Source organism: Azospirillaceae bacterium, from assembly GCA_028283825.1.
Taxonomy (GTDB): domain Bacteria; phylum Pseudomonadota; class Alphaproteobacteria; order Azospirillales; family Azospirillaceae; genus Nitrospirillum.
This window is the reverse complement of the sequence record JAPWJW010000003.1, coordinates 1,227,493-1,240,331: the sequence shown is the minus strand read 5'-3', so window position 1 is coordinate 1,240,331 and position 12,839 is coordinate 1,227,493. Positions and strand designations below refer to the sequence as shown.

Annotated in this window: 16 protein-coding genes; 11 read left to right on the top strand and 5 right to left on the bottom strand. The window is 66.7% G+C overall.

Going from position 1 to position 12,839, the window contains the following annotated elements:
- Nucleotides 1-61: 61 nt before the first annotated feature.
- The 3 genes from PW843_17600 (at nucleotide 62) to PW843_17590 (ending at nucleotide 1,310) form a co-directional block, all read left to right on the top strand.
- Nucleotides 62-538: a hypothetical protein gene (locus PW843_17600; protein MDE1148405.1), complete on the top strand. Its 477-nt coding sequence runs from the start codon at nucleotides 62-64 to the stop codon at nucleotides 536-538.
- A 143-nt stretch (nucleotides 539-681) separates the two neighbouring features.
- A complete protein-coding gene (locus PW843_17595; GenBank protein MDE1148404.1) occupies nucleotides 682-858 on the top strand; it encodes a hypothetical protein in 177 nt (58 codons plus the stop codon).
- Nucleotides 855-1,310 (top strand): hypothetical protein, encoded by a 456-nt coding sequence (locus tag PW843_17590; protein MDE1148403.1) that lies wholly within the window; start codon nucleotides 855-857, stop codon nucleotides 1,308-1,310. Before PW843_17595 ends, PW843_17590 begins: the two co-directional genes overlap by 4 nt.
- Nucleotides 1,311-1,518: 208 nt before the next feature.
- Here the strand turns inward: PW843_17590 and aroC are convergent, their stop codons facing one another.
- Together aroC and fabI are read right to left on the bottom strand one after the other, a co-directional pair.
- A complete protein-coding gene (gene aroC / locus PW843_17585) occupies nucleotides 1,519-2,598 on the bottom strand; it encodes a chorismate synthase (protein ID MDE1148402.1) in 1,080 nt (359 codons plus the stop codon).
- Nucleotides 2,599-2,604: 6 nt separating this feature from the next.
- Nucleotides 2,605-3,480, bottom strand: coding sequence for an enoyl-ACP reductase FabI (fabI, locus tag PW843_17580; GenBank protein MDE1148401.1), 876 nt, complete (start codon nucleotides 3,478-3,480; stop codon nucleotides 2,605-2,607).
- A gap of 124 nt (nucleotides 3,481-3,604) precedes the next feature.
- On the opposite strand from fabI, the gene PW843_17575 reads away from it, so the two are divergent.
- The 3 genes from PW843_17575 (at nucleotide 3,605) to PW843_17565 (ending at nucleotide 6,781) form a co-directional block, all read left to right on the top strand.
- The gene (locus PW843_17575) at nucleotides 3,605-4,942 is read left to right on the top strand and encodes a YihY family inner membrane protein (protein MDE1148400.1); all 1,338 of its coding nucleotides are present in this window, start codon (nucleotides 3,605-3,607) and stop codon (nucleotides 4,940-4,942) included.
- A 61-nt stretch (nucleotides 4,943-5,003) separates the two neighbouring features.
- Nucleotides 5,004-5,681, top strand: coding sequence for a dienelactone hydrolase family protein (locus tag PW843_17570; GenBank protein ID MDE1148399.1), 678 nt, complete (start codon nucleotides 5,004-5,006; stop codon nucleotides 5,679-5,681).
- Between the two features lie 110 nt (nucleotides 5,682-5,791).
- Nucleotides 5,792-6,781 carry an aldo/keto reductase gene (locus PW843_17565; protein MDE1148398.1) on the top strand — a complete coding sequence of 330 codons (990 nt, stop codon included), beginning with the start codon at nucleotides 5,792-5,794 and terminating at the stop codon, nucleotides 6,779-6,781.
- 142 nt (nucleotides 6,782-6,923) lie between these two features.
- On the opposite strand, the gene PW843_17560 is transcribed toward PW843_17565, so the two are convergent.
- Complete coding sequence (locus PW843_17560; GenBank protein ID MDE1148397.1) at nucleotides 6,924-7,817, bottom strand: DnaJ C-terminal domain-containing protein; 894 nt, start codon at nucleotides 7,815-7,817, stop codon at nucleotides 6,924-6,926.
- 178 nt (nucleotides 7,818-7,995) lie between these two features.
- On the bottom strand, nucleotides 7,996-8,466 hold the full coding sequence (locus PW843_17555; protein ID MDE1148396.1) for an RT0821/Lpp0805 family surface protein: 471 nt from the start codon (nucleotides 8,464-8,466) through the stop codon (nucleotides 7,996-7,998).
- Nucleotides 8,467-8,717: 251 nt separating this feature from the next.
- Here PW843_17555 and pdxH point away from each other — a divergent pair, with 251 nt between their 5' ends.
- The 3 genes from pdxH (at nucleotide 8,718) to PW843_17540 (ending at nucleotide 11,360) form a co-directional block, all read left to right on the top strand.
- Nucleotides 8,718-9,308, top strand: a complete 591-nt coding sequence (pdxH, locus tag PW843_17550; GenBank protein MDE1148395.1) for a pyridoxamine 5'-phosphate oxidase — start codon at nucleotides 8,718-8,720, stop codon at nucleotides 9,306-9,308.
- A 13-nt stretch (nucleotides 9,309-9,321) separates the two neighbouring features.
- A complete protein-coding gene (locus PW843_17545; GenBank protein ID MDE1148394.1) occupies nucleotides 9,322-10,284 on the top strand; it encodes a cation diffusion facilitator family transporter in 963 nt (320 codons plus the stop codon).
- Nucleotides 10,285-10,502: 218 nt separating this feature from the next.
- Nucleotides 10,503-11,360 carry an MBL fold metallo-hydrolase gene (locus PW843_17540; GenBank protein ID MDE1148393.1) on the top strand — a complete coding sequence of 286 codons (858 nt, stop codon included), beginning with the start codon at nucleotides 10,503-10,505 and terminating at the stop codon, nucleotides 11,358-11,360.
- On the opposite strand, the gene PW843_17535 is transcribed toward PW843_17540, so the two are convergent.
- Complete coding sequence (locus PW843_17535) at nucleotides 11,357-11,743, bottom strand: hypothetical protein (protein MDE1148392.1); 387 nt, start codon at nucleotides 11,741-11,743, stop codon at nucleotides 11,357-11,359. The genes PW843_17540 and PW843_17535 overlap by 4 nt on opposite strands.
- A 514-nt stretch (nucleotides 11,744-12,257) precedes the next feature.
- Here PW843_17535 and PW843_17530 point away from each other — a divergent pair.
- The gene (locus tag PW843_17530; protein ID MDE1148391.1) at nucleotides 12,258-12,596 is read left to right on the top strand and encodes a DUF2975 domain-containing protein; all 339 of its coding nucleotides are present in this window, start codon (nucleotides 12,258-12,260) and stop codon (nucleotides 12,594-12,596) included.
- A 10-nt stretch (nucleotides 12,597-12,606) separates the two neighbouring features.
- On the top strand, nucleotides 12,607-12,837 hold the full coding sequence (locus PW843_17525; GenBank protein ID MDE1148390.1) for a helix-turn-helix transcriptional regulator: 231 nt from the start codon (nucleotides 12,607-12,609) through the stop codon (nucleotides 12,835-12,837).
- Nucleotides 12,838-12,839 lie beyond the last annotated feature (2 nt).

Genomic DNA, 12,839 nt, shown 5'->3' with positions numbered 1-12,839 from the left:
TAAGAACAGGCATGAACCAACCTGGGCAGCAAGCCCACCCGAACCGATAGGAATTCACGTCATGATCCGCCGCATCGCTGCCGCCGCCACTGCCGCCGTTGTCTTCGCCGCTTTCGCCGCCGCCCCGTCCTTCGCCGCCACCACCGGCACCTCGGGTACCGTGCAGCTGAACAGCACCGTGGCGCTGACCTGCACCGTGGCCGTCACCGACAGCAACGCCACGCTGAACATCCTGGCCGGCTCCAGCAACGTGCAGGTCGGTTCGGTGGTTGAGAACTGCAACGACGGTGCGGGCTACACCATCACCGTCGCCTCCGCCAACAACGGTTCGCTGAAGTCCTCGGCCACCGGCGCCCAGGCCATCAACTACACCACCACCTACGACGGCACCAACGGCTCCGGCTCCAGCTTCACGGTCACCCGGTCGGGCGCGCAGTTCGCCAAGACCGCCGCCATGTACGTGACGGTTCCGGCCAGCGCCCAGGCCATCGCCGGCAGCTACGCCGACACCCTGACGGTCACCATCGCCGGCAAGTAAGCCGCCGCATCGGTTCGGTTAAGTTCGCGAAGGGGCGGTCCCAGCCGGGGCCGCCCCTTTGTGCTGTTCGGACCATGGCTGAATGCATCTTGTAATGCATTGATTTCATTGAGCTTGTCATTTCGGCACTGTTGCGTATCGCCATGGCGGTGGACGCCTGTGCCGTGACGGCAAAGTCCATCTTACAGATAAGTGATGATTTTCAATCAGTTACAAAAATGGCCCGCTATGCCACCGAACCTGGCATCCGAATTGCTTATATCGGAAGCATTAAACAGCCGGGCAACAAGCCCACCGAACCGATAGGAATTTCGCCATGATCCGCCGCATCGCCGCCGCCGCCGTTTTCGCCGCCGCCCTGGTCGCCGCCCCCGCCTTCGCCGCCACCTCCGGCACCGTGCAGTTGAACGGCACCGTCGCCCAGACCTGCACCATCGCGGTCACCGACGCCGGCGCGCAGCTGAACATCCTGACGGGTTCGACCAACGTCACCGTCGGCACGGCGGTGGAGACCTGCAACGACGGCGCGGGCTACACCATCTCGGTCTCCTCGGCCAACGGCGCCAACCTGAAGTCCTCGGCCAATGGCGCCCAGCCCATCAGCTACACCCCCATTTACGACGGCCAGTCCAGCGGCAGCAGCGTCAACGTCAGCCGCTCCTCCGCCCAGTTCGCCAAGCAGGCCACCATCGCCGTGACCGTGCCCGCCAACGCCCAGGCCGTCGCTGGCAGCTACACCGACACCCTGACCATCACCATCCAGGGCCGCTGATCGGCCCTATCGGTTCGGCCAAAAGCAAAACGGCCCCGCCTGGTGATCAGGCGGGGCCGTTGCCGTTTCCAAGTCATAAGCGAAATCAACGGCGTTCACGCCGTTGTAGGCCACGACCGTGGCCGCCGGAGTTTTGCGGGGAACGGACTGGACTGCAAAACGAGGAAGCCAAGCCGGCGGATGCCGGCGCCCGGCGTCTGAGGGAATCTTATCTATAAGCCCTCAGCCGCAGCCAATGGTCGGCCAGTACGCAGGCCATCATGGCCTCGCCCACCGGCACGGCACGGATGCCGACGCAGGGGTCGTGACGACCCTTGGTCAGGATGTCCGTCTCTTGCCCGTGGATGTCCAGGGTGCGGCGGGGGGTCAGGATGCTGCTGGTGGGCTTCACGGCGAAGCGCACCACCACATCCTGGCCGGTGGACAGGCCGCCCAGGATGCCGCCGGCGTGGTTGCTGGTGAAGAGGGGCTTGCCGTCGGGGCCGGCCCGCATCTCGTCGGCGTTTTCCTCGCCGGTCAGTTCGGCGGCGGCGAAACCGGCGCCGATCTCCACGCCCTTGACGGCGTTGATGGTCATCATGGCGCGGGCGAGATCCCCGTCCAGCTTGTCGTAGATGGGCTCACCCAGGCCGGCGGGCACGCCCGACGCCACCACCTCGACCACGGCACCGACGGAGGAGCCGTTCTTGCGGATGCCGTCCAGATAGTGCGCCCATTCCTCGGCCATCACCGGGTCGGGGCAGAACAGCGGGTTCTGGTCCACCTGGTCCCAGTCCCAGCGCGACCGGTCCACCTTGTGCGGGCCCACCTGCACCAATGCTGCGCGGATGGTGACGCCACCCGGCACCGCCTCCAGCACCCGGCGCGCCACGGCACCGGCGGCCACGCGCGACGCGGTTTCCCGCGCCGACGACCGGCCGCCGCCGCGATAGTCGCGGATGCCGTAGCGTTCCCAATAGGTGTAATCGGCGTGGCCCGGCCTGAACTTGTCCTTGATGTCGCCGTAGTCCTTGGACCGCTGGTCCTCGTTCTCGATCATCAGGCAGACGGGCGTGCCGGTGGTCTTGCCCTCGAACACGCCGGACAGGATGCGCACCGTGTCCGGTTCGCGCCGCTGGGTGGTGAAGCGCGACTGGCCGGGCTTGCGCCGGTCCAGGAAACCCTGGACCCACGCCTCGTCCAGCTCCATCAACGGCGGCACGCCGTCGACCACGCAGCCCAGCGCCACCCCGTGGCTTTCGCCGAAGGTGGTGAAACGGAACTGGGTCCCGATGCCGTTCCCGGCCATGTCAGCTTACCCTTCCGACTTGACCAGGCTTTGCAGCAGGGCCGCGGTTTCCGCAGCACTGTCCACCGCCAGCATGCCGACGGTGTGATAGCCGCTGTCGACGTGGTGGACTTCGCCCGTGACGCCGCTGCCCAGGTCGCTCAGCAGGTACAGGGCGGAATTGCCGACCTCACCCGTGGTGACGTTGCGCTTCAGCGGGGCGTTCAGTTCATTCCACTTCAGGATGGCGCGGAAGTCGCCGATGCCGCTGGCGGCCAGGGTCTTGATCGGGCCGGCGGAAATGGCGTTGACGCGGATGTTCTGCCCGCCCAGGTCGGCCGCCAGGTAACGCACGCTGGCCTCCAGCGCGGCCTTGGCGACACCCATGACATTGTAGTGCGGCATCACCCGCTCGGCGCCATAATAGCTGAGGGTCAGCAGGCTGCCGCCGTTCGTCATCATCGGCACCGCCCGCTGGGCCACCGCCGTGAAGGAATAGCAGGAAACATCCATGGTCATCAGGAAGTTGGACCGTGAGGTGTTGAGATACAGCCCGTCCAACTCGTTCTTGTCGGAAAAGCCGATCGCATGCACCACGAAGTCAATGGTCCCCCACTTTTCCTTCAGGGTCGCGAACACCGCGTCGATGCTGGCCTCGTCATTGACGTCGCAGGGCAGCACCAGCGGCACGCCCAGCTGTTCGGCCAGCGGCTTCACCCGCTTGGCCAGCGCGTCGCCCAGATAGGTGAAGGCCAGTTCGGCACCCTGGGCCGCGACCGCCTTGGCGATGCCCCAGGCGATGGACCGATCGTTGGCGACACCCATGATCAGGCCGCGCTTGCCGGCCATCAGGGTGCCGGTCACGGGGCCCCCCGTCACGGGGGTGCCAGTCGAAGTGCTCATCGGTCTCTCTCCGGAAAATTAGGCGCGCATCCTACACGAACCGGTTTTACGGTCAAAGGCTGGGCACCCGACATAAGCGCACGGCTAGAATTCACAGGCGGCAGCCTTCGATCGGCAGGTTCTCATGACTGATACGTCAGCCCCCGTCCCTTACTGGCACCGCCTGATCGCGAACCTGCCGGATGCGGCCCGGCACGCCCTGCTGGCGGTGGTGGGTGTGGCCAGCTACGCCGTGCGCCGCTTCTACCGCGACAACTGCCTGCAGGCGGTGGGCTCGCTGACCTACACCAGTTTGCTGGCGGTGGTGCCGCTTTTCACCGTCGGTTTCGCCATTTTCCAGGCATTTCCTGCATTCCAAAAGCTGCGGGCTGATGCGGAAATGCTGTTATTGCAGAATCTGGTGCCCCAGGTGGGCGAGAACCTGAACGACCGCCTGCATGAGTTCGTCAGCAACGCCGGCACCATGACCGGCGTCGGCGTGATGGGCCTGGCCATCACCTCCATCCTGCTCTTCTTCTCCATCGAGGGGGCGTACAACGCCATCTGGCGCAGCCGGGAACGGCACTCCGTCCTGGTGCGCCTGCTGTCGTTCTGGGCGGTGCTGACCATGGCGCCCCTGCTGCTGGGGGTCAGCCTGTCGCTGTCCACGGTGGCGGTGGAGTACCTGGGCGGCCAGGGCTCGGTGGTGATCGCCCTGGTGCGCCGGGTGCTGCCCGGCCTGCTGGAGACGCTGTTCTTCGGGCTGACGTATCTCGCCATCCCCACCCGGCCGGTGCGCTGGCAGGACGCCATGGTGGGCGGGGTGGTGGCCGGTGCCGCCATGGAGGCCGCCAAGGTGGCCTTCGCGCTCTACATCGGCCAGGTCCACACCTACACCACCATCTACGGCGCCCTGTCGGTGCTGCCCACCGTGCTGCTGTGGCTGTACCTGGTGTGGTGCCTGATCCTGTTCGGGGCGGAGGTGACGGCGGCCCTGCCGGAATGGCGGGCGGGCCGCATCACCGAACTGGGGCCCGACGGCCTGTCGCCGGCCCAGCGCCTGGTCGTGGCGCTGGGCATCCTGCGCGAGCTGATGCTGGCGTCGCGCGACGGCCACGCCCTGAAGCGGGCGGATATCATCACCCGCGTGCCGGTGGGGGCGGTGGCCGTCGACGGCATGCTGGAACAGTTGCACGCGGCCAACTGGACCGTGCGCACCGCCGACGGCGCCTGGGTCGCCACCCGCGATCCGCACGACGCCAGCCTGAGCGATCTCTATTGGGCGCTGGACTTCGGCATGTGGGGCGACCTGCTGTCGGTCGGGCATCTGCAGGCCGACTGGCAGCGCAACGTCAAGACCATCTTCGACCAGGTGCGGCGCGACGCCGGCTCCCTCATGGGCATGCCCCTGTCGAAACTGCTGGCGCCGGAAACCCCGCTTATCCAACCCGCGACCGAAGATCGCACGGCGGTGGGCAGATAGGCGCCGGCCCTGTAACCAGGGGTGACAAACCGTTCACTCACTATTCGTTAGGATCATAATAATGGCCGAGAAGATCACCCTGCGGTCCGCGATCGACGGGTTCGAATTCACCGCCTTGCACGCCGCCGCCGAAGGTGCGCGCAAGGGCGGCGTCATCGTCATCCAGGAAATCTTCGGCCTGGATGACTACGTGCAGGCCGACGTCGCCCGCTGGTCCGCCCTGGGGTTCGAGGTCATCGCCCCCTCCATGTTCGACCGGCAGGAGAGGGGCTTCCTGGCCAAGCACGACCCCGCCGGCGTGGAAAAGGGCGTGGGCTACATGCAGGCCAACGGCATGGACAACCCGGTGGCCGACATCCAGGCCTGCGTCGACGCCCTGAAGGACAAGGGCCCCGTCTTCCTGGTGGGCTATTGCTACGGCGGCACCGTCGCCTGGCGCGCCGCGTCCAAGGCCACCGGCCTGGCGGCGGTGTCCGCCTATTACGGTGGCGGCATCCCCGGCATGGTGGACCTGCCCCTGAACTGCCCGGTGGTCTGCCATTTGGGCCGCAAGGACGCGCACATCCCGGCCGACACCGTCTCGGCCGCCATCACGGCGGCGCACCCCGAGGTGCCGGTGCACATCTATGAGAACTCCGGCCACGGCTTCAACAACGACGGCCGCCCGGATGCCGACCTGGATGATGCGAAGCTGGCGCGCCGGCGCACGCTGGAGCTGTTCGAAACTCACGGAGCGTAATACGGCCCCCTTCGAGTAAGCGCCGTCATAGCGGCGGGCGTTCCAGCGGCCTCTGATCGTCCCCCGGTCAGAGGCCGTCTGTTTTCCGGAAATGAAAGGGCAAGGACATGCTGACGCGACGCAAATTGGGCCGGCAGGGCCTGGAGGTCTCCTCGCTGGGCCTGGGCTGCATGGGCATGACCCATGCCTACGGCAGCCCGGATGACGCCGAATCCATCGCCACCCTGCACCGCGCCATCGAACTGGGCTGCACCTTCCTGGACACGGCAGAGGTCTACGGGCCCTACACCAATGAGGATCTGCTGGGCCGGGCGCTGGAAGGCCGGCGCGACCAGGTGCAGTTGGCCACCAAGTTCGGCTTCGTCATCGGCCAGGGTGGTGCCATGAGCGGCACCGACAGCCGGCCGGACCACATCCGCGAGGTGGTTGAGGCCTCGCTGAAGCGCCTGCGCACCGACCGCATCGACCTGCTGTACCAGCACCGCGTCGATCCGGCCGTGCCCATCGAGGACGTGGCCGGCACCGTCCGCGACCTGATCAAGGAGGGTAAGGTCCTCTATTTCGGCCTGTCGGAGGCCGGGTGCGACACCATCCGCCGGGCGCACGCGGTGCAGCCTGTGACGGCGGTGCAGAGCGAATATTCCCTGTGGGAACGCAACCTGGATCGCGATGTCCTGCCCCTGCTGGCGGAACTCGGTATCGGCCTGGTGCCGTTCAGCCCCTTGGGCCGCGGCTTCCTGACCGGCATCGCCAAGCGGGCGGAGGAGTATCCGGCGGGCGACTACCGCGCCACCAACGACCCGCGCCTGCAGGGCGCCAACTTCGACGCCAACCAGCGCATCGCCGACTTCGTGCGCGACATCGCCCAGGGTTACGGGGCCACGGCGGGGCAGGTGGCGCTGGCCTGGCTGCTGCAGAAGCGGCCGGACATCGTGCCCATCCCCGGCACCAAGCGCCGCAAGTACCTGGAGGAGAACCTGGGCGCTGACGCCCTGCGCCTGTCGGCGGCGGATGTCGCCCGGCTGGACGGCGCGCTGGAAACCTTCCAGGTGTCGGGCGACCGTTATGGCGCCGCCGCCCAGGCCATGGTGGATCGTTAACAGTGCCAGCCGCATGAGCCAAGGCTCATGCGGCTGTAGGCTGCGACCGCAGCCGCCGGAGGTTTTTGGGGAGCGTCAGCGGACTGAAAACCGAGGACAAGCCCAGCGGCCGGATGGCCGCGCCCGGCGTTTGAGGGACTAACTAAATGAGCCCCGCCTTGCGGCGGACGTCGTAGTCGTGGGTCTTGCCCCACTTCTCGATGAAGGTGGTCAGCTCCGCGTCCGGCCGGTCGGGCAGGACGACGGTCAGCTTCACGTACTGGTCGCCCTGGGTGCCGCGGTCGGCGTTGGCGACGCCCTTGCCCTTCAGGCGCAGGGTGGTGCCGGAATTGGCGGCCTTGGGCACCTTCACCTGCACGGCACCATCCAGGGTCGGCACCTTGATGGTGGCGCCCAGCAGGGCTTCTTGCAGGGTCACGGGCACATCCAGGTGGATGTCGTCCTCGCGCCGCACGAAATAGGGGTGGGGGGTGACGTGCACCTCCACGATGGCGTCGCCGGCACCCGCACCACCCAGGCCCGGCAGCCCCTGGCCCTTCAGGCGCAACTTCTGCTGGTCCTGCGTGCCGGGCGGCAGGGCGACATCGATGCTTTTGCCGGTGGACAGGTTCAGGCGCCGCTTGGTGCCCAGGCAGGCTTCCACGAAGGTCACGGTGACGGAATAGGCGACATCGCTGCCCCGCGCCTTCACCCCGTGGCCGCCCCGCTTGCGCGCGGCGCCGAAGATGTCGGCGAAGGGATCGTCGTCGAAGTCGAAATCGCCCGACCGGCCGGCGCCGGCATAGGCGCGGCGGAAGGAACGGTCCGGCCGCTCCGCCCCGGTGGCGTCGATCTCCCCCCGGTCGAAACGGGCGCGCTTGTCCGGATCCGCCAACAGGCTGTGGGCGCTGTTGGCTTCCTTGAACTTCTGCTCGATATCGGCCCGGCCCGGGTTCAGGTCGGGGTGGTACTGCTTGGCCAGGCGGCGATACGCCTGCTTGATGTCATCGGCGGTCGCGGTGCGGCTGATGCCAAGGATTTGGTAGGGATCGCGCATGGTCGCACTATCTATTGCCGGAATGCCCCACCATATGCGCAACCCGCGCATGGCTTCAAGCACGGCCCCCTGCAGGGCTGCAGACAATATGGGGCTGGCCGGTGTCCGGATAAAGCGAACCCCCGGCGCGCCGATGCGGGCCGGGGGTGGCATCAAGGTCACAAGGCCCGGGCGGCCGTCAGTCGTTGACGATCTTCCAGCTGCCGTCCGGCTGGCGGCAGGCGGTGCCGTAGCCCTGCTGCTTCTCCCCGGCGACGACGATGGTCTGCTGGAATTCGCGGCAGTATGAGCCGTCGTTGCGGGTGCCGTCGCGCACCGGCGTCACGACGACCTGGTGGTCGTTGTTGGGGTTGTTCCACACGATGGGCTGGCCCACCGGGGCGGTGTAGGCCATCTGCGTATTGCGTTCCATGGCGGCGCGATCGGCCTCGTCCATGCGCTTGCCGATGGAGCTGCCCGCCAGGCCGCCCAGCAGCACGCCCAGGCCGGTCATTGCCAGCTTGCCGCCGCCATGGCCGAACTGCGAACCGATCAGGCCGCCGGCGGCGGCACCGCCCAGCATGCCCACGGTCTGGTTCTTGCCGCCGGTGGTGTCGCACGCGCTCAACAGGACGCTCGACGCCATCAACGCGAGGATGACTTTCTTCATGATTGTTGGTCCTCTTCCCTCTCCTGGTGCCGCCGCCGAGCGTGCGGACTGGGTGAAACGCCTTACCTAATTACACGAGCCAGCCTCGGCCAACCTTCCGACAAATGATCTGGGCCAATTATTGGCGTCGGGATCATACGGCGGCGTGCGGGTCGACCATGCGGCATCCTTCGTGGACAAGGATGTAGTGTCGCGTATGGTTGGCGGCAATTCCGGCATATCTATGACACGGATTACCACCATGGATTTTGTTGTCGCACCCGACCCCTTCGCCCTTTTACCGCACCTGGCTGGAGGAGGCGTCGCGCACCGAACCCAACGATCCCAACGCCATGTCCCTGGCCACCATCGGTGACGACGGCATCCCCACGGCGCGCATCGTGCTGCTGAAGGGCCTGGATGACACCGGCTTCGTTTTCTACACCAACACATTGAGCCGCAAGGGCCGCGAACTGGTGGCCCATCCGGTGGCGGGCCTGTGCTTCCACTGGAAGACCCTGCGCCGCCAGGTGCGGGTGGACGGCCATGTCACGCCCGTCACCGCGGCCGAAGCGGATGAGTACTACGCCGTGCGCCCGCGCGGCAGCCAGATCGGCGCCTGGGCATCAAAGCAGTCGCAGCAACTCGACAGCCGCGCCACCCTGGAACGCCGCGTGGCGGAGGAGACGGCGCGTTTCGGCGAGGGCGACATCCCCCGCCCGCCGCACTGGTCGGGCTATCGCGTCACGCCCGTGCGCATGGAGTTCTGGCAGGATCGGGAGTTCCGCTTGCACGACCGCCTGGCGTATACTCGAGCAGCCGCCGATGGTGCTGCCTGGACGACGGAGCGCCTCTACCCGTAAAGAACGCCTGCGCATGATGACCTCGGGGACGACGAAGACAGAAGCGCCGCCCCCCGAGGACGGCGCCGACAAGGACGGGCGCTGGCGGCGCGGGGCGACCTACGCCAGCGTGACCGTGGCGCTTATCCTGATCGCCGCCAAGTTCACCGCCTACCTCGCCACCAATTCCGTCAGCATCCTGTCGTCCCTGATCGACAGCAGCGTGGACGCGCTGGCCTCCGTCATCACGCTGGTCAGCGTGGCGCGCGCGCTGAAGCCGCCGGACTTCGCCTTCCGCTTCGGCCATGGCAAGGCGGAACCGCTGGCGGCCCTGATCCAGTCGGCCTTCATCGTCGGCTCCGCCATGTTCCTCGGCTATGAGTCGCTGGGCCGGCTGTTCGAACCCCGGCCCGTGGGCGACATCGGCCTGGGCCTGTGGGTCATGGGGGGTGCCGTCATCCTCACCTTCTTCCTGGTGATGTTCCAGCGCTGGGTCATCCGCCGCACCCAGTCGCTGGCCATTGGCGCCGACAGCCTGCACTACAGCGGCGACCTGCTGCTGAACATCGCGGTCGCCATTTCCCTGCTGCTGGGCCGCTGGACGGGGCAGGGGTTCTGGGACCCGCTGTTCGGCCTGGGCATCGCCGTCTTCCTGGTGTGGGGTGCCATCGGCATCTCGCGCACCGCACTGGACGTGCTGATGGATCGGGAACTGCCGGACGAGGATCGCGCCCGCATCGTCGATCTGGTGAACGCCCACCCTGCCGCCCGCGGCCTGCACGATCTGCGCACCCGGTCCACCGGCATGGGCCAGCATGTGGAATTCCACCTGGAACTGGACAGCCACCTCAGCCTGGCTGAGGCGCACGACATCACCGATGAGATCGAATCGGGCCTGCGCGCCGCCTTTCCCAGCGCCGACTTCGCCATCCACCAGGAACCGGCCGGCCTGGATGATGAGCGCCTGGACCATCGCCTGCGGCCCCGCCGATCCTGATTTCCGGCGGTTTCCGGGGATTTCCCGCGAATTTTCAAGTCCCCATCCGCGTGGCGGCCGCTACCCCCTCGGGAGGAGTTGCGTGTTCGCCTGGCGAACATCACTTGACAAGTCCTGTGCACTTGTGCCCAAGCGCCTCGCCTTCCTGTGCGACACGTCACAGACCGTCGCAGGGACGAAGGTTAGCTTGGCCGTGATGGAAATCGGGGCTGCTGTTTATGGGTTTCACCGTTACCTTCTGGGGTGTCCGCGGGACTGTCCCCTGTCCGATGGCCAGTCATCTTGAGTATGGTGGCAACACCAGCTGCATTGAGGTGACGGCGGGTGATCGCACGCTTGTCCTGGATGCCGGCACCGGCCTGCGGTCCCTGGGCAAGAGCCTGCGGGCGCGCGGCGTCAACGACGTCACCCTGCTGCTGACCCACACCCATATCGACCACATCAACGGCTTCCCCTTTTTCGAGCCGTGCTACGCCCCCGACTTTTCCATGCGCGTGATGGCGGGTCACTGCCAGGGTGCCCACTGCATCCAGTCCGTCATGGAAAAACCCATGGATTCCTGCCTGTTCCCGGTGCCGCTGCAAAAGCTGCGCGCAGCCCTGGTGTTTGAGGATTTCCGGCCCGGCGCCACGCTGGACCTGGGCGACGGCATCACCGTGCGCACCGCCCCGTTGAACCATCCGGGCGGCGGCACCGGCTATCGCATCGAGTATGAGGGGCGCAGCTTCTGCTACGTCACCGATACCGAGCATGACCCCGACCGCATGGACGCCAACGTCCTGGGCCTGATCCAGGGCGCGGACCTGGTGGCCTACGACAGTTCCTACACGGATGAGGAATTCGCCGGCCGCCGGGGCTGGGGCCATTCCACCTGGCGTGAGGGTGTGCGCCTGGCGCGCGCCGCCGGGGTGGGGCGCCTGTGCCTGTTCCACCATGACCCCGACCATGACGACGTGCGCATGCACGCCATCGAGGGCGAGGCGCAACGCGAATGGCCGGCCAGCTTCGCCGCCCGTGAAGGCATGCAGGTGGACATGCTGGCCCAGGGCGCGTCCGGTAAAGAGGCCGCGGCCTAATCCCCCTGTCGCCGGCTGCATTGCGCCCGGTTCAGCATGTCATGCACGATCAGCGGCGTCGCGGCGACCGCGCCCGCCTGTAGGCCGTTCCCCGCTGTGCCCAGCGCCGCCCGGACGTCCTGGGCCGTCAGGCTGAACGGCTGCTGGCATGTGGCACCGCCCCCTGTGGCGATCATGACCCCGACAGTTTCGCCGACGCCGGCAAGGTAGGCCGTCAGCACTTGCCGCGCGATGCCGTTGGTCGGCGCCTGATCCAGCATCTGATTGACCTGCGCGACCGAGATCGCGCCGCCGGGCGTCGTGGGCTCTGCGCTGGCGGCGCCCGGCCCCATCGCGACAGCCACAAGCATTGACGCGTTGAACAGCCTTCCGGGAATGGGCATGGGGAGCCTCGTGGTTGCTGGATCAATACCAGCGGCACAAGATTTCGACTCGTGCCGCTGTAGGCTGCGACCGCAGCCGCCGGAGTTTTGCGGGGAATGAAGTGGACTGCAAAACGAGGAAGCCCAAGCCAGCGGATGCTGGCGCCCGGCGCCTGAGGGGGCATTTGATCGGCCAAGATCAAATGTCATGCGTATAAGATCGTAGCGTAGATATAAATTATTGTAAAACGATAATTAATGTGTTAGATCTTCCTGCAGCCAGGAGGAGACATGACCCAATCGTTGATCGTCGAACCGTCCTTTGCCGACCCTGACCGGTCCGCGCGCCAAATCCGCATATGCCGGGTCAGCAGATGGATGGCATGGGCCTGCGTCGCCGCCGCACCGCCGCTAGTCGTCGCCATGCTGGTCTACTGGTGGTGGACGCCGCCCGAGACCCTGTTCCATCACGCCGGGCTCATGACGGTACCGCCGGCCGGCATCGGGATGCCGGTCCGTCTGGGGCGGTTTCGCCTTGTCGATGGTGCCGTTGGGGGCCTTGATCTATGGCCTTCTGCGTGCCCGCCGCTCTTTTGAGATGTTCGCCCGGGGCCAGGCGTTTTCATCCGAAGCGATCCGTGGGCTGAGGTCTTTCGCGCTGGCCGTCGCGGCGTCGTCCTTGCTGAAGCCGGTCGTCGGCGCCGCCCTGGGCCTGCTGCTGGGCGCCACGAGCCCCGGCCATGTCCGCAGCCTTGTCGTGAATTTCGGGTCCGACACGCTGCTGGCGCTTCTGTTTGCCGCGATGGTCGCGGTCATCGCCTGGGTGTTGCTCGAAGCGGCCGACATCGCCGCTGAGAATCGTCAGTTCGTGTGAGGGCAGGTCGATGCCGATCCGGGTAAGGCTGGGCGTCATGCTCGCCGAGCGTAACGTCAAGTCCAAGGAACTGGCCGAGTTCGTCGGGATCACCGAGGCCAACCTGTCGCTGCTGAAACAAGGCAAGGTCAAGGGCATGCGGTTTGAGACGCTTGAGCGGATTTGCCGATATCTCGACTGCCAACCGGGGGACCTGCTGCGTTACGAGGCGTCGCCGACATCGGAAAGCGTGCCGGAATGACA

Bases quoted from the DNA above. Each gene is read 5' to 3' on its own strand.
- PW843_17525 (MDE1148390.1), top strand. From the start codon at position 12,607: ATGCCGATCCGGGTAAGGCTGGGCGTCATGCTCGCCGAGCGTAACGTC.
- fabI (MDE1148401.1), bottom strand. From the start codon at position 3,480: ATGAGCACTTCGACTGGCACCCCCGTGACGGGGGGCCCCGTGACCGGC.
- PW843_17560 (MDE1148397.1), bottom strand. From the start codon at position 7,817: ATGCGCGATCCCTACCAAATCCTTGGCATCAGCCGCACCGCGACCGCC.
- PW843_17575 (MDE1148400.1), top strand. From the start codon at position 3,605: ATGACTGATACGTCAGCCCCCGTCCCTTACTGGCACCGCCTGATCGCG.
- PW843_17535 (MDE1148392.1), bottom strand. From the start codon at position 11,743: ATGCCCATTCCCGGAAGGCTGTTCAACGCGTCAATGCTTGTGGCTGTC.
- PW843_17570 (MDE1148399.1), top strand. From the start codon at position 5,004: ATGGCCGAGAAGATCACCCTGCGGTCCGCGATCGACGGGTTCGAATTC.
- PW843_17600 (MDE1148405.1), top strand. From the start codon at position 62: ATGATCCGCCGCATCGCTGCCGCCGCCACTGCCGCCGTTGTCTTCGCC.
- aroC (MDE1148402.1), bottom strand. From the start codon at position 2,598: ATGGCCGGGAACGGCATCGGGACCCAGTTCCGTTTCACCACCTTCGGC.
- PW843_17555 (MDE1148396.1), bottom strand. From the start codon at position 8,466: ATGAAGAAAGTCATCCTCGCGTTGATGGCGTCGAGCGTCCTGTTGAGC.
- PW843_17545 (MDE1148394.1), top strand. From the start codon at position 9,322: ATGATGACCTCGGGGACGACGAAGACAGAAGCGCCGCCCCCCGAGGAC.
- PW843_17595 (MDE1148404.1), top strand. From the start codon at position 682: ATGGCGGTGGACGCCTGTGCCGTGACGGCAAAGTCCATCTTACAGATA.
- PW843_17590 (MDE1148403.1), top strand. From the start codon at position 855: ATGATCCGCCGCATCGCCGCCGCCGCCGTTTTCGCCGCCGCCCTGGTC.
- PW843_17540 (MDE1148393.1), top strand. From the start codon at position 10,503: ATGGGTTTCACCGTTACCTTCTGGGGTGTCCGCGGGACTGTCCCCTGT.